Source organism: Streptomyces prunicolor, assembly GCF_045162825.1.
GTDB classification, from domain to species: Bacteria; Actinomycetota; Actinomycetes; order Streptomycetales; family Streptomycetaceae; genus Streptomyces; species Streptomyces prunicolor.
Genome location: NZ_CP108676.1, coordinates 4302000 through 4325213 on the forward strand (window position 1 = coordinate 4302000; position 23214 = coordinate 4325213).

General features: G+C 67.7%; 15 protein-coding genes and 3 rRNA genes. 8 read left to right on the forward strand and 10 right to left on the reverse strand.

Translation table 11 applies throughout. The features are described 5' to 3' along the window. Nucleotides 1–8 precede the first annotated feature (8 nt). Genes OG588_RS19375 through OG588_RS19395 form a run of 5 tightly spaced genes read left to right on the forward strand, consistent with a single transcriptional unit; the run spans nt 9 to nt 5643 of the window. On the forward strand, nt 9–1364 hold the full coding sequence (locus tag OG588_RS19375) for a hypothetical protein (protein ID WP_405948390.1): 1356 nt from the start codon (nt 9–11) through the stop codon (nt 1362–1364). A 4-nt stretch (nt 1365–1368) separates the two neighbouring features. Further along, complete coding sequence (locus OG588_RS19380) at nt 1369–2154, forward strand: DUF4129 domain-containing protein (RefSeq protein ID WP_405948391.1); 786 nt, start codon at nt 1369–1371, stop codon at nt 2152–2154. Further along, the gene (locus OG588_RS19385; RefSeq protein ID WP_405948392.1) at nt 2151–3344 is read left to right on the forward strand and encodes a DUF4350 domain-containing protein; all 1194 of its coding nucleotides are present in this window, start codon (nt 2151–2153) and stop codon (nt 3342–3344) included. Before OG588_RS19380 ends, OG588_RS19385 begins: the two co-directional genes overlap by 4 nt. Next, nucleotides 3341–4333 carry an AAA family ATPase gene (locus OG588_RS19390; protein WP_405948393.1) on the forward strand — a complete coding sequence of 331 codons (993 nt, stop codon included), beginning with the start codon at nt 3341–3343 and terminating at the stop codon, nt 4331–4333. The genes OG588_RS19385 and OG588_RS19390 overlap by 4 nt, the downstream gene beginning before the upstream one ends. Continuing rightward, nucleotides 4333–5643 carry a DUF58 domain-containing protein gene (locus tag OG588_RS19395; RefSeq protein WP_405948394.1) on the forward strand — a complete coding sequence of 437 codons (1311 nt, stop codon included), beginning with the start codon at nt 4333–4335 and terminating at the stop codon, nt 5641–5643. Before OG588_RS19390 ends, OG588_RS19395 begins: the two co-directional genes overlap by 1 nt. Before the next feature lie 98 nt (nt 5644–5741). Here OG588_RS19395 and rrf read toward each other — a convergent pair. The 4 genes from rrf to OG588_RS19415 form a co-directional block, all read right to left on the reverse strand. Continuing rightward, nucleotides 5742–5858: ribosomal RNA gene (gene rrf / locus OG588_RS19400) — 5S ribosomal RNA — on the reverse strand. A 92-nt stretch (nt 5859–5950) separates the two neighbouring features. Then, nucleotides 5951–9073: ribosomal RNA gene (locus OG588_RS19405) — 23S ribosomal RNA — on the reverse strand. Between the two features lie 314 nt (nt 9074–9387). After that, nucleotides 9388–10915, reverse strand: a 16S ribosomal RNA gene (locus OG588_RS19410). Together the 16S, 23S and 5S rRNA genes form the textbook arrangement of a ribosomal RNA operon. 581 nt (nt 10916–11496) lie before the next feature. Further along, nucleotides 11497–12504, reverse strand: a complete 1008-nt coding sequence (locus OG588_RS19415) for a stage II sporulation protein M (protein WP_366097324.1) — start codon at nt 12502–12504, stop codon at nt 11497–11499. A 128-nt stretch (nt 12505–12632) separates the two neighbouring features. On the opposite strand from OG588_RS19415, the gene OG588_RS19420 reads away from it, so the two are divergent. After that, complete coding sequence (locus OG588_RS19420; protein WP_405948395.1) at nt 12633–13661, forward strand: RDD family protein; 1029 nt, start codon at nt 12633–12635, stop codon at nt 13659–13661. 32 nt (nt 13662–13693) lie between these two features. On the opposite strand, the gene OG588_RS19425 is transcribed toward OG588_RS19420, so the two are convergent. Both OG588_RS19425 and ahcY read right to left on the reverse strand, forming a co-directional pair. Further along, nucleotides 13694–14308, reverse strand: coding sequence for a hypothetical protein (locus OG588_RS19425; RefSeq protein ID WP_405948396.1), 615 nt, complete (start codon nt 14306–14308; stop codon nt 13694–13696). A 163-nt stretch (nt 14309–14471) separates the two neighbouring features. Further along, nucleotides 14472–15929, reverse strand: coding sequence for an adenosylhomocysteinase (ahcY, locus tag OG588_RS19430; protein ID WP_019065449.1), 1458 nt, complete (start codon nt 15927–15929; stop codon nt 14472–14474). 484 nt (nt 15930–16413) lie between these two features. On the opposite strand from ahcY, the gene OG588_RS19435 reads away from it, so the two are divergent. Further along, nucleotides 16414–18603 carry a fructose-specific PTS transporter subunit EIIC gene (locus OG588_RS19435; protein ID WP_405948397.1) on the forward strand — a complete coding sequence of 730 codons (2190 nt, stop codon included), beginning with the start codon at nt 16414–16416 and terminating at the stop codon, nt 18601–18603. 248 nt (nt 18604–18851) lie between these two features. Then, nucleotides 18852–19196 carry a S26 family signal peptidase gene (locus tag OG588_RS19440; protein WP_405948398.1) on the forward strand — a complete coding sequence of 115 codons (345 nt, stop codon included), beginning with the start codon at nt 18852–18854 and terminating at the stop codon, nt 19194–19196. A 112-nt stretch (nt 19197–19308) separates the two neighbouring features. On the opposite strand, the gene OG588_RS19445 is transcribed toward OG588_RS19440, so the two are convergent. From OG588_RS19445 to OG588_RS19460, 4 genes are all read right to left on the reverse strand, one after another. Next, nucleotides 19309–20289 (reverse strand): cation diffusion facilitator family transporter, encoded by a 981-nt coding sequence (locus tag OG588_RS19445; protein ID WP_405948399.1) that lies wholly within the window; start codon nt 20287–20289, stop codon nt 19309–19311. Nucleotides 20290–20434: 145 nt separating this feature from the next. After that, nucleotides 20435–21586, reverse strand: coding sequence for a mannose-6-phosphate isomerase, class I (gene manA / locus OG588_RS19450; protein WP_405948400.1), 1152 nt, complete (start codon nt 21584–21586; stop codon nt 20435–20437). A gap of 109 nt (nt 21587–21695) precedes the next feature. After that, on the reverse strand, nt 21696–22823 hold the full coding sequence (locus OG588_RS19455) for an SIS domain-containing protein (RefSeq protein WP_405948401.1): 1128 nt from the start codon (nt 22821–22823) through the stop codon (nt 21696–21698). Between the two features lie 31 nt (nt 22824–22854). Beyond that, complete coding sequence (locus OG588_RS19460) at nt 22855–23025, reverse strand: Trm112 family protein (RefSeq protein WP_019072213.1); 171 nt, start codon at nt 23023–23025, stop codon at nt 22855–22857. Nucleotides 23026–23214: the final 189 nt, after the last annotated feature.

Sequence of the window (23214 nt, forward strand, 5' to 3'; positions counted from 1 at the left end):
GAGCGACGATGAACGACACTCCGGGCTGGGCCTCGCCCGGATCCGCCCCGCCCGGCGGGCCCGAGCCCGGCGCGTCCGAGCCCGCCGGGCCCGCCGAGGGCTCCGGCCCCGCGGACGAGCCGGGCACAGACTCGTCGGGCCCCGGCCCGCAGTGGTCCAAGGAGCAGCCGCCACCCGCCCAGTGGTCCGCGCCCACCGGCGCTCCCGGCCAGGGCCAGGCACCACCGCCCCCACCGCCGGGCCCGGGCTGGGGCGGCGGCCACCCCGCCGGCCCGGCCGGTCCCGGAGGCCCTGGGGGATACGGCGGCTACGGCGGGCCCGGCGGCAACGGCGCTCCCGGCGGCTGGGGAGCCGGCTGGGGCGGTCCCCCGCCCGCGGCCAAGCCCGGTGTGATCCCGCTCCGCCCGCTCGGCGTGGGCGAGATCCTCGACGGCGCCGTCTCCACCATGCGCACCTACTGGCGTACGGTCCTGGGCGTCTCGCTCGCCATCGCGGTCGTCATGCAGACCGTCGTCGTCCTCGTCCAGGGCTTCGCCTTCAGCGACCTCTCCAGCACCAACGCCCTCGACGACCCGAACGCCAGCGCCTCCGAAGTGACCCGCGCCATGAGCGAGGCCTTCCTCAGCACCGGCGTCGTCTACCTGGTCGTCCTCATCGGCACCGTCGTCGCCACCGCCCTGCTCACCGCGGTCACCAGCCGTGCCGTGCTCGGCAAGCCGGTCACCGCCGGAGAGGCCTGGCGCGACGCCCGGCCCCAGGTGCTCAAGCTGTTCGGCCTGATCTGCCTGCTGGTCCTCATGGCCCTCGTCCTCATCGGCGTCCCCACCGTGCCCGGCATCATCGTGGCCGTCACGGGTTCGCAGGACGGGGGCATCGCACTCGCCGTCTTCGGTGGCCTCGTCGGCTGCGTCCTCACCCTCTGGCTGGCGATCCGCTTCTCCCTGGCCTCGCCCGCGCTGATGCTGGAGAAGCAGGGCATCGTGAAGTCGATGAGCCGCTCCGCGAAGCTGGTGCGCGGCTCCTGGTGGCGGATCTTCGGCATCCAGCTGCTCGCCCAGATCATCGCGAGCATCCTGTCGTCCATCCTCGTCATCCCGTTCGCCTTCATCGCCGGACTCGTCAGTGGCGACGGCTTCAGCGGCCTGGTCGACGGCACCGGCGACCTCGGCTGGACGTTCCTCATCATCAGCGGCCTCGGCTCGGTGATCGGCCGCATGATCGCGTTCCCGATCACGGCGGGCGTCACCGTGCTCCTGTACATCGACCAGCGCATCCGCCGCGAGGCCCTCGACCTCGACCTGGCTCGTGCCGCCGGCGTCCAGGACTACGGCACCGCCGCCCACGGCCCCACCCCGGGGAGCTGATGCGGTGAGCCTGGCGGGGGGAGTTCTGACAGCGGTGCCGGCGGCACTGCCGCGCGCCGCCGAATCGGCCGTAGGGGCACTGCTGCGCGCCCGCGGCTCAGCCGTACGGTCGTCGCTCCTCGCGGGCGACGAGCCGCCGGTGACGATCCCGCGCGACCCCGCGCGGGAGGCGGCCCGGCGTGAACTGTCCAAGCAGATGTACCACCAGAACGATCCCAGCCTGGTGCAGCGAGCCCTGGACGCCATCTGGAACTGGATCGACAAGCTGTTCAACAGCGCATCGGAAGCGGCACCCGGCGGCACGCTCGGCCTGGTCGTCGTCATCCTGGCCGTCCTCGCGGTCGGGGCCGCCCTGTGGTGGCGCCTCGGCACCCCGCGCCGCCAACCCGTCTCCACTGCCGCCCTGTTCGAGGACGGCCCCCGCAGCGCCGCCGAACACCGCGCGGCCGCCGAGGCACACGCCGCCCAGGGACACTGGAACCCCGCCGTGCAGGAACGCATGCGTGCCATCGTCCGCGCCCTGGAGGAACGGGCCCTGCTCGATGCCCGCCCGGGCCGCACAGCCGACGAAGCAGTCGCGGAAGCCGGCCGCGCACTGCCCTCGCACACGGCCGAACTCCGCGCCGCCGCGGCCCACTTCGACGACGTGACGTACGGCGGACGGAGCGCGAGCGAGCAGTCGTACCGCCGCATCTCCGAGCTCGACCGCGACCTGGAGCGCACCAGGCCCGTCCTCACGAGCATCGCCCACAGCACGGCCCACCAGACCAGCCAAGGGGCCGCCGAATGACCGCGGAGGCCACGCTTCCCGCCACCTCGGCCTCGCCGACCGCCCGCCAGGTGTGGACCCGCGCGCGGGGCATCCTCCTCGCGCTCGTGATCCTCCTGGCGGCCGCCGTGGCGATCGCCGCGATCCGCTCCGACGCCCGGCACGGCGACCTCGACCCGCGCTCCGCCGACCCCTACGGCAGCCGCGCCGTCGCCGAACTCCTCGGCGACCGGGGCGTGTCCACGCGCGTGGTCACCACCCTGGCCCAGGCCCGCGCCGCGGCCGGCCCGGACACCACCCTCCTGGTCGCCGTCCCCGACCTGCTGACCAACAGTCAACAGTCCGGCCTGCACGCGGCGTTCACCGACTCCGGCGGCCGTACGGTCCTCATCGCCCCCGGCGCCCCGTCCCTGAACCGGCTCGCCCCCGAGGTCACCGCGGACTCCGGACCCGCCCTCACCTCGGCACTCTCCCCCGACTGCGCCCTGCCCGCAGCCCAGCGCGCGGGTGACGCGGAAACCGGCGACTACAGGTACAAGACCACCGCCACCGACGCCGACGAGTGCTACCCCAGCGACGGCATGCCGACCCTGCTCCGACTCCCGGACGCATCCGGGGGCGGCGACACCGTCGTCATCGGCTCGCCCGACATCCTCTTCAACAAGCGTCTCGACAAGCAGGGCAACGCCTCGCTCGCCCTTCAACTCCTCGGCTCGCGCCCCCATCTGGTCTGGTACCTCCCCTCGCTGTCCGACACGTCGGCCACTGACTCCGGCAGCCAGAGCTTCTTCGACCTGCTCCCCTCGGGCTGGCTCTGGGGCACCCTGCAACTGTTCATCGCAGCAGCCCTGACCGCCCTGTGGCGGGCACGCCGGCTCGGCCCCCTGGTGCCCGAAAAACTCCCCGTGGCGATCCGCGCCTCCGAAACCGTCGAAGGCCGCGCCCGCCTCTACCGCAAGGCCAACGCCCGCGACCGCGCGGCCACCGCCCTGCGCTCCACGACCCGCACTCGCCTCGCCCCCCTCGTAGGCGTCCCCGTCTCCCAGGCGCACGCGCCCGAAGCCCTGCTCCCCGCGCTCTCCGCCCACCTCCACGGCGACGGACAGACCCTGCACGCCCTCCTCTTCGGCCCGCCGCCCAGCGACGACGCGGCCCTCATCGCACTTGCCGACCAACTCGACGCCCTCGAAAGAGAGGTACGCCGTTCATGATGGACCCGACCACTGACAACGCCGGGTACACGGGAGACGCGGGCACCGCCCGGGCCTCCCTCGAATCCCTGCGCGCCGAGATCGCCAAAGCCGTGGTCGGCCAGGACCCCGCCGTGACCGGCCTCGTCGTCGCCCTCCTCTGCCGCGGACACGTTCTACTAGAAGGAGTCCCTGGAGTCGCCAAAACGTTGCTCGTCCGCGCGCTCGCATCCGCGCTCGAACTCGACACCAAGCGCATCCAGTTCACCCCGGACCTGATGCCGAGCGACGTCACAGGCTCCCTGGTCTACGACACGCGCTCCGCCGAGTTCCGCTTCCAGCCCGGCCCCGTCTTCACCAACCTGCTCCTCGCGGACGAGATCAACCGCACCCCTCCGAAGACCCAGTCGTCCCTGCTGGAAGCCATGGAGGAACGCCAGGTCACGGTCGACGGCACCCCGCGCCCGCTCCCCGACCCCTTCCTGGTCGCCGCGACGCAGAACCCGGTCGAGTACGAGGGCACGTACCCCCTCCCCGAGGCCCAACTCGACCGCTTCCTCCTCAAACTGACGATCCCTCTCCCCTCCCGCCAGGACGAGATCAATGTGCTCACCCGCCACTCCGAAGGCTTCAACCCGCGCGACCTGCACGCCGCCGGCCTGCGCCCCGTAGCCGGCCCGGCCGACCTCGAAGCAGCCCGCGCGGCCGTCGCCAAGACGACGATCTCCCCCGAAATCACCGCCTACGTAGTCGACATCTGCCGCGCCACCCGCGAATCGCCGTCCCTCACCCTCGGCGTGTCCCCGCGCGGCGCCACCGCCCTCCTGGCCACCTCGCGCGCGTGGGCGTGGCTCACGGGCCGCGACTACGTCATCCCCGACGACGTGAAGGCCCTGGCACTCCCCACCCTCCGCCACCGCGTACAACTGCGCCCCGAGGCCGAGATGGAGGGCGTGACGGCGGACTCCGTCATCAACGCGATCCTCGCCCACGTCCCGGTCCCCCGCTGATGGCCCTCACCGGACGCGCCGCCCTCCTCGCAGCCCTGGGCTCCCTCCCCGTAGGCATCTGGGAACCCAGCTGGACAGGCATCCTGGCCGTCAACGCCCCCCTGGCGGTGGCCTGCGCCTGCGACTTCGCCCTGGCCGCCCCGGTACGCCGCCTGAGCCTTACCCGCTCGGGCGACACCTCCGTACGCCTGGGTGAATCCGCCGACGTCACCCTGACGGTCACCAACCCGTCCCGCCGCCCGCTCCGCGCCCGCATCCGCGATGCCTGGCCCCCCAGCAGCTGGCTCCCCGGCACCGAATTCGCCGCGTCCCGCCACCGCCTGACGGTCCCACCCGGCGAACGCCGCCGCCTCACCACCCGTCTACGCCCCACCCGCCGCGGCGACCGCCACGCAGACCGCGTCACCATCCGTTCCTACGGCCCCCTAGGCCTCCTCACCCGCCAGGGCACCCACGCGGTCCCCTGGGCGGTACGCGTCCTGCCCCCGTTCACCAGCCGCAAGCACCTTCCGTCGAAACTCGCCCGCCTGCGCGAACTCGACGGCCGCACCAGCGTGCTGACTCGCGGCGAGGGCACAGAGTTCGACAGCCTGCGCGAATACGTCCCCGGCGACGACACCCGCTCCATCGACTGGCGCGCCACCGCCCGCCAGACCACAGTCGCGGTACGCACCTGGCGCCCCGAACGCGACCGCCACATCCTCCTGGTCCTCGATACCGGCCGCACATCGGCGGGCCGCGTCGGCGACGCCCCCCGCCTCGACGCCTCCATGGACGCCGCCCTGCTCCTGGCAGCCCTGGCGTCCCGCGCCGGCGACCGCGTGGACCTCCTCGCCTACGACCGCCGGGTCCGCGCCGTCGTCCAGGGCCGCACAGCACGCGACGTACTCCCGTCGCTGGTCAACGCGATGGCGACGCTCGAACCGGAACTCGTCGAAACAGACGCCCGAGCCCTGGCGGCCACCGCGATCCGCACGGCACCCCGCCGCTCCCTGATCGTCCTGCTGACAAGCCTCGACGCAGCCCCCGTCGAAGAGGGCCTGCTCCCCGTCCTCGCCCAACTCACCCAGCGCCATACGGTTCTGGTGGCATCCGTGGCAGACCCCCACATCGCCCGCATGGCCACGGCCCGTGGAAACACGGAGGCGGTCTACGAGGCAGCCGCCGCCGCACGTGCCCAAACCGAACGCGACCGCACCGCGGAAAAACTCCGCCGAGCCGGCGTCACCATCGTCGACGCGACACCGGACGACCTTGCACCAGCGCTGGCGGACGCATATCTGGCCCTCAAGAGTGCGGGACGCCTGTAATAAGGAGGCCTGCTTGAGAAAGCAGGGCCTTTTACAGGACCCCTAAACGCAGAAAACCCCCGTACCGGATTAACGGTACGGGGGTTTTCGCAATATTTGTTCGGCGGCGTCCTACTCTCCCACAGGGTCCCCCCTGCAGTACCATCGGCGCTGTAAGGCTTAGCTTCCGGGTTCGGAATGTAACCGGGCGTTTCCCTCACGCTATGACCACCGAAACACTATGAAACAGACAACCGCACCACACCCGGTGGCCCCGGGTATGGGGTTGTTCGTGGTTTCAGAACCAACACAGTGGACGCGAGCAACTGAGGACAAGCCCTCGGCCTATTAGTACCGGTCACCTCCAGCGGTTACCCGCCTTCCAGATCCGGCCTATCAACCCAGTCGTCTACTGGGAGCCTTAACCCATCTAGTGGGTGGGAACACTCATCTCGAAGCAGGCTTCCCGCTTAGATGCTTTCAGCGGTTATCCCTCCCGAACGTAGCCAACCAGCCATGCCCTTGGCAGAACAACTGGCACACCAGAGGTTCGTCCGTCCCGGTCCTCTCGTACTAGGGACAGCCCTTCTCAATGTTCCTGCGCGCGCAGCGGATAGGGACCGAACTGTCTCACGACGTTCTAAACCCAGCTCGCGTACCGCTTTAATGGGCGAACAGCCCAACCCTTGGGACCGACTCCAGCCCCAGGATGCGACGAGCCGACATCGAGGTGCCAAACCATCCCGTCGATATGGACTCTTGGGGAAGATCAGCCTGTTATCCCCGGGGTACCTTTTATCCGTTGAGCGACGGCGCTTCCACAAGCCACCGCCGGATCACTAGTCCCGACTTTCGTCCCTGCTCGACCCGTCGGTCTCACAGTCAAGCTCCCTTGTGCACTTACACTCAACACCTGATTGCCAACCAGGCTGAGGGAACCTTTGGGCGCCTCCGTTACTCTTTAGGAGGCAACCGCCCCAGTTAAACTACCCATCAGACACTGTCCCTGATCCGGATCACGGACCCAGGTTAGACATCCAGCACGACCAGACTGGTATTTCAACGACGACTCCACCTGAACTGGCGTCCAAGCTTCACAGTCTCCCAGCTATCCTACACAAGCCGAACCGAACACCAATATCAAACTGTAGTAAAGGTCCCGGGGTCTTTCCGTCCTGCTGCGCGAAACGAGCATCTTTACTCGTAGTGCAATTTCACCGGGCCTATGGTTGAGACAGTCGAGAAGTCGTTACGCCATTCGTGCAGGTCGGAACTTACCCGACAAGGAATTTCGCTACCTTAGGATGGTTATAGTTACCACCGCCGTTTACTGGCGCTTAAGTTCTCAGCTTCGCACACCCGAAAGTGCACTAACCGGTCCCCTTAACGTTCCAGCACCGGGCAGGCGTCAGTCCGTATACATCGCCTTACGGCTTCGCACGGACCTGTGTTTTTAGTAAACAGTCGCTTCTCGCTGGTCTCTGCGGCCACCCCCAGCTCACGGAGTAAATCCGATCACCGGTGATGGCCCCCCTTCTCCCGAAGTTACGGGGGCATTTTGCCGAGTTCCTTAACCATAGTTCACCCGAACGCCTCGGTATTCTCTACCTGACCACCTGAGTCGGTTTAGGGTACGGGCCGCCATGAAACTCGCTAGAGGCTTTTCTCGACAGCATAGGATCATCCACTTCACCACAATCGGCTCGGCATCAGGTCTCAGACTATGTGAGTGGCGGATTTGCCTACCACTCGTCCTACACCCTTACCCCGGGACAACCACCGCCCGGGATGGACTACCTTCCTGCGTCACCCCATCACTCACCTACTGCAGGTCTGGTCCGTCGGCTCCACCACTTTCCATTCCCCGAAGGGTCCGGAACGGCTTCACGGACTTAGCATCGCCTGGTTCAATGTTTGACGCTTCACAGCGGGTACCGGAATATCAACCGGTTATCCATCGACTACGCCTGTCGGCCTCGCCTTAGGTCCCGACTTACCCTGGGCAGATCAGCTTGACCCAGGAACCCTTAGTCAATCGGCGCACACGTTTCTCACGTGTGTATCGCTACTCATGCCTGCATTCTCACTCGTGAACCGTCCACCACTAGCTTCCGCTGCGGCTTCACCCGGCACACGACGCTCCCCTACCCATCCCAGCGGGCGTTGGCCCTATTGCTGAAATGACACGACTTCGGCGGTACGCTTGAGCCCCGCTACATTGTCGGCGCGGAATCACTAGACCAGTGAGCTATTACGCACTCTTTCAAGGGTGGCTGCTTCTAAGCCAACCTCCTGGTTGTCTCTGCGACTCCACATCCTTTCCCACTTAGCGTACGCTTAGGGGCCTTAGTCGATGCTCTGGGCTGTTTCCCTCTCGACCATGGAGCTTATCCCCCACAGTCTCACTGCCGTGCTCTCACTTACCGGCATTCGGAGTTTGGCTAAGGTCAGTAACCCGGTAGGGCCCATCGCCTATCCAGTGCTCTACCTCCGGCAAGAAACACACGACGCTGCACCTAAATGCATTTCGGGGAGAACCAGCTATCACGGAGTTTGATTGGCCTTTCACCCCTAACCACAGGTCATCCCCCAGGTTTTCAACCCTGGTGGGTTCGGTCCTCCACGAAGTCTTACCTCCGCTTCAACCTGCCCATGGCTAGATCACTCCGCTTCGGGTCTTGAGCGCGCTACTGAATCGCCCTATTCGGACTCGCTTTCGCTACGGCTTCCCCACACGGGTTAACCTCGCAACACACCGCAAACTCGCAGGCTCATTCTTCAAAAGGCACACAGTCACGACGCATTGAGTAAACTCAATGCGCGACGCTCCCACGGCTTGTAGGCACACGGTTTCAGGTACTATTTCACTCCGCTCCCGCGGTACTTTTCACCATTCCCTCACGGTACTATCCGCTATCGGTCACCAGGGAATATTTAGGCTTAGCGGGTGGTCCCGCCAGATTCACACGGGATTTCTCGGGCCCCGTGCTACTTGGGTGTCTCTCAAACGAGCCGTTGATGTTTCGACTACGGGGGTCTTACCCTCTACGCCGGACCTTTCGCATGTCCTTCGCCTACATCAACGGTTTCTGACTCGTCTCACAGCCGGCAGACTGTGAAAGAGAGATCCCACAACCCCGTATACGCAACCCCTGCCGGGTCTCACACGCATACGGTTTGGCCTCATCCGGTTTCGCTCGCCACTACTCCCGGAATCACGGTTGTTTTCTCTTCCTGCGGGTACTGAGATGTTTCACTTCCCCGCGTTCCCTCCACATACCCTATGTGTTCAGGTATGGGTGACAGCCCATGACGACTGCCGGGTTTCCCCATTCGGAAACCCCCGGATCAAAGCCTGGTTGACGACTCCCCGGGGACTATCGTGGCCTCCCACGTCCTTCATCGGTTCCTGGTGCCAAGGCATCCACCGTGCGCCCTTAAAAACTTGGCCACAGATGCTCGCGTCCACTGTGCAGTTCTCAAACAACGACCAACCACCCATCACCCCCGGTCTGTACCGGAGTTCACTGGGGTCGGCACTGAAGGCAGCTTGTTACAGCCGTGCCCTCAGACACCCAACAGCGTGCCCGGCACCGTCGTCACTCGAGGTCAGCTTTCCACGCTCCGAAGAGCAGTACTTGCAGCCCGAGATGACGGACAGTGCCGAATAATCAACGTTCCACCCTTGAGCAACCACCGTCGAACGTGTGCCGACGTAATGGCCCTGGACCACTGAGCAAGCTCAGCGGCCTAGATGCTCCTTAGAAAGGAGGTGATCCAGCCGCACCTTCCGGTACGGCTACCTTGTTACGACTTCGTCCCAATCGCCAGTCCCACCTTCGACAGCTCCCTCCCCACAAGGGGGTTGGGCCACCGGCTTCGGGTGTTACCGACTTTCGTGACGTGACGGGCGGTGTGTACAAGGCCCGGGAACGTATTCACCGCAGCAATGCTGATCTGCGATTACTAGCAACTCCGACTTCATGGGGTCGAGTTGCAGACCCCAATCCGAACTGAGACCGGCTTTTTGAGATTCGCTCCACCTCACGGTATCGCAGCTCATTGTACCGGCCATTGTAGCACGTGTGCAGCCCAAGACATAAGGGGCATGATGACTTGACGTCGTCCCCACCTTCCTCCGAGTTGACCCCGGCGGTCTCCTGTGAGTCCCCGTCACCCCGAAGGGCACGCTGGCAACACAGGACAAGGGTTGCGCTCGTTGCGGGACTTAACCCAACATCTCACGACACGAGCTGACGACAGCCATGCACCACCTGTACACCGACCACAAGGGGGGCACTATCTCTAATGCTTTCCGGTGTATGTCAAGCCTTGGTAAGGTTCTTCGCGTTGCGTCGAATTAAGCCACATGCTCCGCTGCTTGTGCGGGCCCCCGTCAATTCCTTTGAGTTTTAGCCTTGCGGCCGTACTCCCCAGGCGGGGAACTTAATGCGTTAGCTGCGGCACCGACGACGTGGAATGTCGCCAACACCTAGTTCCCACCGTTTACGGCGTGGACTACCAGGGTATCTAATCCTGTTCGCTCCCCACGCTTTCGCTCCTCAGCGTCAGTAATGGCCCAGAGATCCGCCTTCGCCACCGGTGTTCCTCCTGATATCTGCGCATTTCACCGCTACACCAGGAATTCCGATCTCCCCTACCACACTCTAGCTAGCCCGTATCGAATGCAGACCCGGGGTTAAGCCCCGGGCTTTCACACCCGACGTGACAAGCCGCCTACGAGCTCTTTACGCCCAATAATTCCGGACAACGCTTGCGCCCTACGTATTACCGCGGCTGCTGGCACGTAGTTAGCCGGCGCTTCTTCTGCAGGTACCGTCACTTGCGCTTCTTCCCTGCTGAAAGAGGTTTACAACCCGAAGGCCGTCATCCCTCACGCGGCGTCGCTGCATCAGGCTTTCGCCCATTGTGCAATATTCCCCACTGCTGCCTCCCGTAGGAGTCTGGGCCGTGTCTCAGTCCCAGTGTGGCCGGTCGCCCTCTCAGGCCGGCTACCCGTCGTCGCCTTGGTGAGCCATTACCTCACCAACAAGCTGATAGGCCGCGGGCTCATCCTGCACCGCCGGAGCTTTTAACCCCCACACATGAGTGCAGGAGTATTATCCGGTATTAGACCCCGTTTCCAGGGCTTGTCCCAGAGTGCAGGGCAGATTGCCCACGTGTTACTCACCCGTTCGCCACTAATCCCCACCGAAGTGGTTCATCGTTCGACTTGCATGTGTTAAGCACGCCGCCAGCGTTCGTCCTGAGCCAGGATCAAACTCTCCGTGAATGTTTTCCCGTAATCGGGACCACACACACGAGAGCGGAACAGTCAGGCGGAATAAGCCCGACCGTTCACAGCGTCCTCGCTGTATGTTTTCTTCAAAGGAACCTCGCCCCAACCATCAGATGATGACTGAAGACGGGGTATCAACATATCTGGCGTTGATTTTTGGCACGCTGTTGAGTTCTCAAGGAACGGACGCTTCCTTTGTACTCACCCTCTCGGGCTTTCCTCCGGGCTTTTCCCTTCGGCCTTGCGTTTCCGACTCTATCAGACCGTTTCCGGCCCCGATTTCCTCGGTGCTTTCCAGGTTTCCGCTTCCGCGTTTCCCTTTCCGGCGGTTCCGACTTTATCAGAAGTTCCGGGCCGGACTGACCGGCCGCTCTTTTCCGATTCATCGGGAGTGTGGCTTCTTTGGAATCGATGGTTTCTATCGACGTTTCCAGAAGCAGACAGACACTCACTGTCGCCGACCGGATCAGATCCAGTTCTAGGCAACTGTTCGAATCTACCTCCCCGACCGGTCCGTGTCAACGGCTCCTGTGGGGCGAAGAGGAGACTAGCAGCTCAGCCGGAGTGGCCGCACATCAGGCGGCTGTCGGGACAGAGGAGCTGCGTTCGGCCGCCTCGACATCGCCCGTCTCACCGGCGCGTACGGCACGACCGCCCAGGACGTAGACGTACGTCAGGAAGGCTCCTTCGGCGAGGATGCCGATGCCGATGCGGGCCCAAGTAGGGAGGCCAGACGGGGTGACGAAGCCTTCGATGGCGCCGGAGACGAACAGGACCAGGGCGAGGCCGATCGCCATACCCACGGCTGCTCGGCCTTCTTCGGCCAGGGCCGTGCGGCGCGAGCGTGGGCCGGGGTCGATGACGGTCCACCCCAGGCGCATCCCCGTGCCGGCGGCGACGAAGACCGCCGTGAGTTCGAGCAGGCCGTGCGGGAGGATCAGGCCGAGGAACGTGTCGAGCCGGCCCGCCGACGACATCAGGCCGATGCCAACACCCAGGTTGAGCATGTTCTCGAAAAGGATCCAGAGGACTGGCAGGCCCAGGAAGACGCCCAGGACCAGGCACATCGCGGCGGCCTTGGCGTTGTTCGTCCAGACCTGGGCCGCGAAGGCCGCCGCCGGGTGGCTGGAGTAGTAGGTCTCGTACTCGCCGCCTGGGCGGGTGAGGTCTCGCAGCTGGCTCGGGGCGGCTATGGAGGACTGCACTTCGGGGTGGGTGCCTATCCACCACCCCAGGAGGATCGCGACCACGGTCGACAGCAGCGCGGTGGGGACCCACCAGTGGCGTGCCCGGTACACCGCGGCCGGAAAACTGTGCCCCAGGAAGCGTGTGACATCGCGCCAGGAGGCACGACGGGTTCCCGTCACCGCACTACGCGCGCGTGCCACGAGTTGGCTGAGCCGTCCGGTGAGCTGGGGGTCCGGGGCGCTGGACTGGATCAGGGAGAGATGGGTGGCCGTGCGCTGGTACAGCGCGACGAGTTCGTCGGCCTCGGCGCCGTTGAGGCGACGCTGGCGGCGGAGCAGCGCGTCGAGGCGATCCCACTCGGCTCGGTGGGCCGAGACGAAGACGTCGAGGTCCATCTGGTTGCCTGCTCCTCGGCTGCTCGTCGACTGCTGGTCGTGGATCAGCTTGTCGTACTGGGGCGCGATATGCCCTCAGCTTGGCAGACTGGCTGTTCCAGGGGCAGGGCAGGGGAAGGGCGGCAGGCGTGAGTGAGCTGGTGACGGGCGAGGCGGTGGCACTGGAGTTGCGCCCCGCGAGGCTGCCCAGCAGGGCGCTGGCGGTGTTGCTCGATCTGATCGTGGCCATAGCCGCCTACACCGGCATAAGCGTGGCGCTGATGTTTGCCACGGCTTCTTTGGACGTCGCGGCGCAGATCGCGGTGTCAATCGCGGCCTTTGTGCTGGTGCTGGTCGGCGGGCCCATAGCGGTGGAGACGCTGAGTCATGGGCGTTCGCTCGGGAAGCTGGCGTTCGGGCTGCGCGTGGTGCGGGACGACGGCGGGCCGATCCGGTTCCGGCACGCGCTGGTACGGGGTGCGATCGGTGTGATCGAGATCCTGATGACGTTCGGGGTGGTCGCCTGTATCGCCTCGCTCGTCTCGGCGCGCGGGCGGCGGCTCGGGGATGTGTTCGCGGGCACACTCGTCGTACGGGAAAGGGTGTCCGCCGGGCCGACGGCCTTTGTGCCTCCTCCGCCGCCGTGGCTGACGGGACGTTTCGCCGAGCTTGATCTGTCCGCTGTTCCCGACGGGCTGTGGCTGGCCATCCGGCAGTACCTGACGCGGATGCAGCAGCTGGATCCGCAGGTCGGGTGGGCCATGGCTCAGCGGCTTGCCGCGGACCTGGTGGCTCGTACGGGCGCTCCGGCGCCGCAGGGGGTTCCGCCGGCCGCGTATCTGGCGGCGGTGGTGCAGGAGCGGCAGGCGCGGGATGTGCGGCGGGCCTTCGGGAACGGCGCGGTCGGGGGCGTACCGGTCGCCGGGTTCGGGCCCGGGGCGGGTGTGCCGGGTGCCTTCGGCAATTCGGCGTTCCAGCCGTCGCCGGCTCCTCAGCAGCCGTACGGTTCCGCTCCCGCTCCCGCGCCCGTTTCTTGGCCGCCCTCTGGCGCTCACCCTGTTCCCGCCGCGGGTGGCCCGGGAGCCGATCCCGTCGTGCCCGGGGCGCAGCCCCCGGCACCGCAGAACTCGGCGCCCGCCGACCCTCGGCCCTCCACCGGGTTCGCGCCGCCCGCCTGACTCGCCTCGCCGCCGCCCCGGCTCGCCGCCGCTCAACCGAAGACGGACGGCGGCGACTCCAGCTCCTCCAGCTCGATGCCGGGTGCCGCGAGCACCACGTCGCCGGCGATGTGCACGGCGTGCTGCTCGCCCGTGTCCAGGGCTGTGACCTGGTATTCGTCCACGGTCAGAGGGCCGTTGTCAGTGCCGTGTGTTTCTCTTTTCAGCAAGGCCCAGGACTGGTCCACGGTGCGGGGGGCGAGGACCGGTTCCGTGAGGCTGACCAGGCGGACGCGGGTCGCGGTGGGAGAAGGGGTGAGGCGCAGGAGACGGGTGGTGGCGATGAGGAACGCGGGGGAGGTGCCGGTGAAGGCGTGGGCGCGCACATTGCCTTCGGTGGCATCGGTGCCGGTGGGGTCGGTGCGGACCCAGGTGACGCCGTCGAGAGCGGCGCCGCGCACCTGCCAGCTCGCCGCGTGGAGTTCCAGCCGGATGGGGCGGCCGAGTTCATCGAGGGTGAGGTCGACGGAGCCGTTGTGATCGCCGGAGGGGGTGGTGAGTTGGGAGACATAACGCCAGCCGGACGGGCCGGGGGCGCAATGGAAGTGTTCTGCTGCGAGGGGGGTGTGGTCGTGCGGATCGTGGAGCGAATAACGGCCGCGGGGCATCGGGGTCCTGGGTCTTGACGGGCCGGTCCGGCCGGAGGAACCAAAGGAGCAGGCCCCCGGCACGGGGGTGCGGGGGCCTGCCTCGGAGGATCTGCTGCTGAGGTCCCGCCGCTGAGAACCGCGTCAGTGCACGGACGCGGTCACAGCGGGCGGGGTCGCCGGATCAGTAGCGGTAGTGGTCCGACTTGTACGGGCCCTCGACCTCGACGCCGATGTACGACGCCTGCTCGGGGCGGAGCGTGGTCAGCTTCACGCCGAGCGCGTCCAGGTGGAGGCGGGCGACCTTCTCGTCGAGGTGCTTGGGCAGCACGTAGACGTCGGTCGGGTACTCCTCGGGCTTGGTGAACAACTCGATCTGGGCCAGGGTCTGGTCCGCGAAGGAGTTGGACATCACGAACGAGGGGTGGCCGGTGGCGTTGCCCAGGTTCAGCAGGCGGCCCTCGGACAGCACGATGAGGACCTTGCCGTCGGGGAACTTCCAGGTGTGGACCTGCGGCTTGACCTCGTCCTTGACGATGCCCGGGATCTTCGCCAGGCCGGCCATGTCGATCTCGTTGTCGAAGTGACCGATGTTGCCGACGATCGCCTGGTGCTTCATCTTGGCCATGTCCGCGGCCATGATGATGTCCTTGTTGCCGGTCGTGGTGACGAAGATGTCGCCCTTGTCGACGACCTCGTCCAGCGTCGTGACCTGGTAGCCGTCCATCGCCGCCTGCAGTGCGCAGATCGGGTCGATCTCGGTGACGATCACGCGGGCGCCCTGTCCGCGCAGGGACTCCGCGCAGCCCTTGCCCACGTCGCCGTAGCCGAGGACGACCGCGGTCTTGCCGCCGATGAGGACGTCGGTGGCGCGGTTGATGCCGTCGATCAGGGAGTGGCGGCAGCCGTACTTGTTGTCGAACTTCGACTTGGTGACGGCGTCGTTCACGTTGATCGCCGGGAACAGGAGGGTGCCGTCACGGTGCATCTCGTAGAGACGGTGCACGCCGGTCGTGGTCTCCTCGGTCACGCCGCGGATCTCCGAGGCGAGCTGGGTCCACTTCTGCGAGCCGTCGCTGATGGTGCGCTGGAGGACCTGGAGGACGACGCGGTGCTCGTCGGACTCGGCGGTGTCGAGGGAGGGGACCTTGCCGTCCTTCTCGTACTCGACGCCCTTGTGGACGAGCATCGTGGCGTCGCCGCCGTCGTCCAGGATCATGTTCGGGCCGCCGGTGGGGGTGTTCGGCCAGGTCAGCGCCTGCTCCGTGCACCACCAGTACTCCTCCAGGGTCTCGCCCTTCCAGGCGAAGACCGGGATGCCCTGGGGGTTCTCGGGCGTACCGTTCGGGCCGACGGCGATGGCGGCGGCCGCGTGGTCCTGGGTGGAGAAGATGTTGCAGGACACCCAGCGGACCTCGGCGCCGAGGGCGACCAGGGTCTCAATGAGGACGGCGGTCTGCACGGTCATGTGCAGCGAGCCCATGATGCGGGCACCGGCCAGCGGCTGGCTGGCGGCGAACTCGCGGCGGATCGACATCAGGCCGGGCATCTCGTGCTCGGCGAGGGTGATCTCCTTGCGGCCGAACTCGGCCAGGGAGAGATCGGCGACCTTGAAGTCCTGTCGGTTGTCGACAGTCGTCATTACGAGGAGCTCCTCGGGGTTGGGGCCTTGTGGATACGGCTGGTCTGCGCGGCAGCGGACACAGGGGTGCCCGAAGGAGGGCACCGCGATGCCCCCGTACGCACAGCGCAGTCCGTCGGAGGCCCTCTCTCCCTCGGTCGGTCCGCGGTGGGACCGCCCGACCGCCATCAGCAGCGACGTCTGGCTCTCCACCCAAGCTACACCGGTGGACCGGGCCGCCCCCAGCCCACCTCCGGACTGATCCGGCCGAACTACAGCGGGCGCCCGGTGTCGGATCGGGTTTCCGGGGGAGCCGCAAGAGGGTGCCCGCGAGCGGTGGATGGAGGGGAGTGGACGACGGCGACCAGGGGCTTCCGCGTCTTTGAGTCGGGCGTCGGATGTTGCAGGATGCACGGAGATCAGGAACCTCTGATCGATCTCGCGGGACGTCCGGGACGGCGTTCCGCGCGACGCAGGTGTTGGACGAAGGTGTTAGGAGAACGACGTGACGAGTACGGCCGGCCCTCCCCTCACGGGCCACGGCGACGGCGAGCCGCAGCGGTTGAGGCTGCTCGCGGTGACCGCGTGCCCGACCGGCATCGCGCACACGTACATGGCGGCGGAGAAACTCGCGCAGGCCGCCGAGAGCCGCGGCATCGACATGAAGGTGGAGACGCAGGGTTCCATCGGGGCTGAAAACATCCTGGATGACAACGATGTCAGCACCGCGGACGGCGTGATCATCGCGGCGGACAAGGACGTGGACCTGAGCCGTTTCGTCGGTAAGCGGGTCCTCATGGTCGGGGTCGCCGAGGGCATCCGGCACCCCGAACGACTGATCGAGCAGGTGCGGTCCGCGCCCGTGCACACGGCGGGCGGTACGGCCTCGGCGACCACCGCGCCGACCGGCAGGGAGCGGAGCGTCGCGTACAAGGCGCTGATGAACGGGGTCAGTTACATGATCCCGTTCGTCGTGGTCGGCGGGCTGCTGATCGCGATCTCGCTGTCGCTCGGCGGCCACCCGGACCCCTCCGGCGGTCTGGTCATCCCGAAGGACTCCTTCTGGATGGACGTGAACAACATCGGCGTGATCGGTTTCACGCTGATGGTGCCGATCCTGTCCGGCTACATCGCCTACGCGATCGGCGACCGGCCCGCGCTCGTGCCGGGCATGATCGGCGGGTGGATCGCCAACACCGGTTCGCTGTACGACTCGAAGGCGGGCGCCGGGTTCATCGGGGCGATCGTGACCGGGTTCCTCGCCGGGTATCTGGTGCTGTGGATCAAGAAGGTCAGGGTCCCGAAGTTCGTACAGCCGATCATGCCGATCATCGTGATCCCGATCGTGGCGACGACGGCGCTCGGACTGTTCTTCATCTACGTCATCGGGAAGCCGATCTCCTGGGTGTTCGAGCACCTCACCAGCTGGCTCGGCGGGATGACCGGCACCAGCGCGATCCTGCTCGGCACGATCCTGGGGCTGATGATCGCGTTCGACATGGGCGGGCCGGTCAACAAGACGGCGTTCCTGTTCGGCGCGGGGCTCATCGCCACCGGCAATCAGGCCGTCATGGGCATGTGCGCCGCCGCGATCCCGGTGATGCCGCTCGGCCAGGGCCTGGCCACGTTGATACGGCAGCGCCTCTACACCGAGCAGGAACGGGAAACCGGTCTGGCCTCGCTGTTCATGGGCTGCTTCGGCATCTCCGAGGGCGCGATCCCGTTCGCGGCGGCGCGACCGGCGCAGGTCATCCCCGCCAACATGCTGGGCGGCGCGGTGGCCGGTGCGGTCGCCGGACTCGCCGGGGTCAAGGACGCGGTGCCGCACGGCGGGCCGATCGTGGCGGTGCTGGGCGCGGTGAGCGGCGTACCGATGTTCTTCGTGGCGGTGGCGATCGGTACGGCGGTCACCGCGGTGACGACGGTCGCGCTGGTCGACGTGAGTGAGCGGAAGCGGCGCGGGGAGCCCGCCGGGCACGGGGTCACTGTCGAGCCCGGGCTCGCGTTGGTCGGGGCCGGTGTGGGAACTCCGGGCGCCGGGGCTGTCGTAGCGGAGCAGCGGACTGTGCGCGGAGAGACGGTGGCAGCGAGCGTGGTGGGCTCGGGCGGCTCAAGTTCGCCTGCTGCGAGAGCGGTTGGGGCTTCGGCCGGTGCCGACTCGGCCGCAGCCGAAGGCACCCCCGGTTTCGGCTCCCCCGCCGAGGAACCCACCACGAGCCCCACCCCGGAAGTCCTCCCCGAGGTCCTCTCCGGGTATCTCACCGAGCAGACCGTCAAGGTACGGCTCGACGCGGGTGACAAGGACGCCGTGATCCGGGAGATGGCCGGGCTGTTGGCGCGGACCGGGAAGGTCGTGGACGTCGAGGAGTTGGTGGCGACCGCGTTGCGGCGGGAGGCGCAGGGGACGACCGGGCTCGGGGACGAGATCGCGATTCCACATGCCAAGACGGATGCGGTGAGTGCGCCCGTCGTCGGGTTCGCGCGGTCCGCCGAGGGCGTCGAGTGGGGTTCGCTGGACGGTACGAAGGCCCGGCTCGTGTTCATGATCGCCGTGCCGGAGGCGGCCGCCGGTGATGAGCATCTGCGGATTCTGGCGCTGCTGTCGCGGAAGTTGATGGATGTCGGGTTCCGGGAGCGGCTGTCGGCGGCCCGGGACGAGTCGGCGGTGCTCGGTGTGTTGAGCGAGGTCGGCTAGTCAGCCGGTGCGGGCCTGCGGCTGTCGTGGGCGCGGGTCCGCACTGACTGTTCGTAGATGCCCGTTACCCTCGCGCCCGCGGAAGTGACGCATGGGACGGGGACGCGGGGGGCGAGGACTCGGGGGGGACGCGGCTGTCGTCGTGGGCGTGTTGGCGGTGGTGTTGGCGGTCGGCGCGCTCTCGTACGCGCGGAATTCCTACGGGAGTTCCACCATCAGCAGCAAGAGCATGTCGCCGCGGTGACCTCGTGCTGTTCTCGGCGCCGGACCGCTGCAGGTTCAGCGCGAGCGTGTTGCAGCGGATCGTCGGGGTGGGCGGCGACCGCGTGGCGTGCTGCACGGGCTCGGGCACGGCCGCGCGGATCACCGTGAACGGAAAGCCGCTGGCGGAGCCCTATGCGAAGCAGGGTGATGTCGACGGCGTGCACAAGGCGTACGACGTGGCGGTCCTGAAGGGGCGGTGGTCGAGTCCGCCGTCCGGGACCGGGGGGCCGACGACCGTACGGTCGCCTCCGGCATCGGGGCGGCCGTCATCGGCGGGGTCGTGCTCGCCCTGGTCGGGATCGGCCTGGGGATCGCCGTGTTCGTCGTAGGGCCACGGCAGCGGGCGGTGTCGGTGGCGCGTGGCCCGTTCAGGAGGGCTAGCTGGAGCAGCGGGGCCGTCGGACGTCTCGGCGGGACCCGCTGCCGTAGCGGCGAAGGGCTTCAGTGGTCGGCGGGGTGCTGGGCCGGGCCTCCGGGGGTGGCTTCGCGGTCCGGGCCCTTGGTGGCTTCGGACTCGCTGTAGATGTCAGGTTCGAGGTAGATCACGCGCGCGATCGGGACGGCTTCGCGGATGCGGGACTCGGCGGCGTTGATCGCGGTGGCGACCTCGGTGGCCGTGTCATCGTGCTGGACGGCGATCTTGGCGGCGACGAGCAGCTCCTCGGGGCCGAGGTGGAGCGTGCGCATGTGGATGATGCCGGTGACGGTGTGGCCGTCGACGATCGCGGTCTCGATCTTCTTGACGTCCTCGATGCCGGCGGACTCGCCGAGCAGCAGGGACTTGGTCTCGGCGGCCAGGACCAGGGCGATCAGGATGAGCAGGATGCCGATGCAGAGCGTGCCGATGCCGTCCCAGACGCCGTCGCCGGTGAGCAGGGCCATGCCGACGCCGCCGAGGGCGAGGACGAGGCCGATGAGCGCGCCGAAGTCCTCCAGGAGGACGACCGGCAGCTCGGGGGCCTTGGCGCGGCGGATGAACTGCGACCAGGAGTGCGTGCCGCGCAGTTCGTTCGACTCCTTGATGGCCGTACGGAACGAGAAGCCCTCGGCGATGATCGCGAACACCAGGACGCCCACCGGCCAGTACCAGTGCTCCAGTTCGTGCGGGTGCCTGATCTTCTCGTAGCCCTCGTAGACGGCGAACATGCCGCCGACGGAGAAGAGGACGATCGAGACGAGGAAGGCGTAGATGTACCGCTCGCGGCCGTACCCGAAGGGGTGTTGCGGGGTGGCCTCGCGCTGGGCCTTCTTGCCGCCGATGAGGAGCAGGGCCTGGTTGCCGGAGTCCGCGAGGGAGTGGACCCCCTCGGCGAGCATCGAGGACGAGCCGCTGAAGGCGAACGCCACGAACTTCGATACCGCGATCGCGAGATTGGCGCCGAGTGCCGCCACGATCGCCCTGGTGCCGCCTGACGCGCTCATGTGTTCGCGGTGTCCCTTCGCCTTCGTACGTCTACGTCGGACGTCTGCCCCGGATGGGCCGTCCGACGTCTTTGCCCGTCCTTTGCCGGTGGGCCATTCTTGCAGCCCTGCCCAGCGACGGCTCGTCAGATATCCACAGGCCCGGTCATACGATCACAGTGGCGCGGAAGACCGTGCCGACTCCGGACACCTCGGCCGTGTCTCCCGCCGGGACGAACACCGACTGACCGGGCGTCAGTTCGAACTCGCCCGCCTTCACCGCACCGGCCGTGCAGAGCAGTATCTGCGGGGTGCCGAGGGTGAGGTCGTGGGCGCCGGTGCCCTCGGGGAGGACGTACCGGGACAGCCGGAACTCGTCGATGGGGGTCTCGTAGACCTCCTCGCCGTCGGGGGACGCCTCGGGGCGCAGTACTCCGGGGTCGTTCGCCTCGAAGTTGACGATGCGCAGGAGTTCGGGGACGTCGACGTGCTTGGGGGTGAGGCCGCAGCGCAGGACGTTGTCGGAGTTGGCCATGATCTCGACGCCGAGGCCGTTGAGGTAGGCGTGGGGGATGCCTGCGCCGAGGAACAGGGCCTCGCCGGGCTGGAGTCGGACGTAGTTGAGGAGCATGGCCGCGATGACGCCGGGGTCGCCCGGGTAGTGGTGGGCGATGTCGGCGTAGGGGGCGTAGTCGCCGCCGAGGCGCGTGCAGGCGGTCGCCGCCGCGGTGACCGTGTGGCGCATCTCCTCGGGGTCGGCGGTGAGGATCGCCGTGAGGACCTCGCGCAGGGCGGCTTCCTCGGGGTGTGCGTGCAGGAGGTCGACGTACGGCTTCAGGGAGTCGACGCCGAGGCCCGCGAGCAGGTCGGCCGCGTGCAGCGGGTCGCGGAAGCCGCACAGGCCGTCGAACTCCGTGAGCGCGCAGATCAGTTCGGGCTTGTGGTTGGCGTCCTTGTAGTTGCGGTGCGGGGCGTCCACGGGGATGCCACGGCGCTCCTCGTCGGCGTAACCCTCCTTCGCCTGCTCCAGGTTGGGGTGCACCTGGAGGGAGAGCGGGGCGCCGGCGGCGAGGATCTTCAGCAGGAAGGGCAGTCGCGGGCCGAACTTCGCCACCGCCTTCTCGCCCAACTCCCGCTCCGGAGCTGCCTCGATGACCTCGACGAGCGTCCCGCGCGCGGTGCGTGAGGGGGCTCCCGGGTGCGCGCCCATCCACATCTCCGCCTGCGGTTCGCCGTTCGGCTCGACGCCGAGCAGCTTGGGGATGGCGGTGGTGGAACCCCAGGCGTAGGGGCGGACGGTGTTGTCGAGGCGGTCCATGTGGCTCTCTACCGGTTCTCTCTGCGTACGACCCGAGGACGACCTGGGTACGACGTGGCTTCGCGCCCCGTACGACGCTGTACGGCGGCTCAGGGCTTCGACGACAAGATCAGGCGCCCGAGGCGAGCGCGAGGTAAACGGCGGCGAAATCCGTCATGGCGATCAGCTCCGCGAGGGTCTCCAACTCGCCGCCCTCTTCCGGCTCCAGCTCGCTGATCGGCGTGTCGTGGCTGAGGGCCAGGTCACGGGCGGTGGGCGCGGCCGTGAGACCGCCGATCGGACGGTCCCGGAGCAGCACCACGCGTGCGTGCAGCGCGGGTGCCTCGTCGATGCGGTCGCGGAAGAAGTCGTCGGGGTCGGCGCCGGCGGCGAGCGGGCCGGCCAGCAGCGCGTTGTGCTCGGCGAGTGCCTCGGGGAGTTCGGAGACGAGCGCGGGGCGGCCGGCCAACTCCGCGAGCGCGGCGGCGAATCGGCGGCCCGCCGGGCCCGCGGACGTGCCCTCCGTCCAGATCACCGGGAGCGAGTCGGCGAGTTCTGCGGCCAGGGTCTTCGCGGGATTGCTGTACGTCGCGACGGCGGGCCCGCAGCGCTCGGCGACCTGGTCGAGCCGGTCGGCGACCTTCTCCAGGGCCTCCGGAGGCGCGCTGAGCAGTCCTGTGCGGTCCAGGATCGCGAGCAGCGGGGTGAGCAGCGCCCAGAGGACTCCGGGGGCGGAGGCGGCCAACGGCTCGTCGTGTTCGTACGGCGCGGTCGCCATCGGTACGAAGAGGCCGTGGGCGCCGTCCACCGCCTCGGTGAGGGGGCTGCGGGTCGGTGCTACGGCTACGACGGTGCAGCCGCGGCGGTAGGCCTGCTCGGCGAGGAGGGAGAGGCCGGGTTCGGTGCCGTCCGGGGTGGTGATCAGCAGGAGGTCCACGGAGCCGGCCCAGCCCGGGAGTTCCCAGCGCAGGGCGCCGGCCGCGGGGGCGACGCCGGTGGGTGCGAGGCGGGTGACGGGGCTGCTGGCGCCGGCGAGCTTGCCGAGCAGGTCGGCGACGCAGGTGGCGGCGGCGCCGGGGCCGGCGATCAGGATGGCGCGGGGGCGGCCGTCCGGTTTCAGGTCGTGGACGCCGGCCTCGGCGGCGTGCCGGGCGGCTGTGCGCACCCGGGCGCCGGCTTCGGCGGCACCGCGGAGCAGGGCTCGACGGTCGGCCTCGGTCAGCGCGTCCGGGGAGTCGAGCAGCGATTCGTCGAGCATGGGCGGCGGCCTCCGATCGCGTCGTCGTCGGTTACGCGGGGTGGCGGGCCTCGTCAACGAGCAGTACGGGGATGCCGTCCCGGACGGGGTAGGCCAGGCCGCAGTCCTCGCCGGTGCAGATCAGCTCGGTGTCCTGCTCCTTGAGGGGGGCGTGGCAGGCCGGGCAGGCCAGAATCTCCAGGAGGCCGGCTTCGAGCGGCATGAGGTGTCCCTCCGAGGGGGTGTCTGCGACTGTCTGCGACGCTTGGGCGGATGTGCCTGGTCAGGGTACCGCCGGTTGGTAGGGCTTGCCGGAGTTGGGCTCGGCGTACCTGGGGGCCGCCGCCCCCAGACCCCCGCGTCGGCCTGAACGGCCTCGTCCTCAAACGCCGGACGGACTGAGAATGCGGGC

What these genes read in the sequence shown, in the direction of transcription:
- OG588_RS19375 (WP_405948390.1), top strand. Translation starts at nt 9, where the DNA reads ATGAACGACACTCCGGGCTGGGCCTCGCCCGGATCCGCCCCGCCCGGC.
- OG588_RS19385 (WP_405948392.1), top strand. Translation starts at nt 2,151, where the DNA reads ATGACCGCGGAGGCCACGCTTCCCGCCACCTCGGCCTCGCCGACCGCC.
- OG588_RS19390 (WP_405948393.1), top strand. Translation starts at nt 3,341, where the DNA reads ATGATGGACCCGACCACTGACAACGCCGGGTACACGGGAGACGCGGGC.
- OG588_RS19395 (WP_405948394.1), top strand. Translation starts at nt 4,333, where the DNA reads ATGGCCCTCACCGGACGCGCCGCCCTCCTCGCAGCCCTGGGCTCCCTC.
- OG588_RS19415 (WP_366097324.1), bottom strand. Translation starts at nt 12,504, where the DNA reads ATGGACCTCGACGTCTTCGTCTCGGCCCACCGAGCCGAGTGGGATCGC.
- OG588_RS19425 (WP_405948396.1), bottom strand. Translation starts at nt 14,308, where the DNA reads ATGCCCCGCGGCCGTTATTCGCTCCACGATCCGCACGACCACACCCCC.
- ahcY (WP_019065449.1), bottom strand. Translation starts at nt 15,929, where the DNA reads ATGACGACTGTCGACAACCGACAGGACTTCAAGGTCGCCGATCTCTCC.
- OG588_RS19445 (WP_405948399.1), bottom strand. Translation starts at nt 20,289, where the DNA reads ATGAGCGCGTCAGGCGGCACCAGGGCGATCGTGGCGGCACTCGGCGCC.
- manA (WP_405948400.1), bottom strand. Translation starts at nt 21,586, where the DNA reads ATGGACCGCCTCGACAACACCGTCCGCCCCTACGCCTGGGGTTCCACC.
- OG588_RS19455 (WP_405948401.1), bottom strand. Translation starts at nt 22,823, where the DNA reads ATGCTCGACGAATCGCTGCTCGACTCCCCGGACGCGCTGACCGAGGCC.
- OG588_RS19460 (WP_019072213.1), bottom strand. Translation starts at nt 23,025, where the DNA reads ATGCCGCTCGAAGCCGGCCTCCTGGAGATTCTGGCCTGCCCGGCCTGC.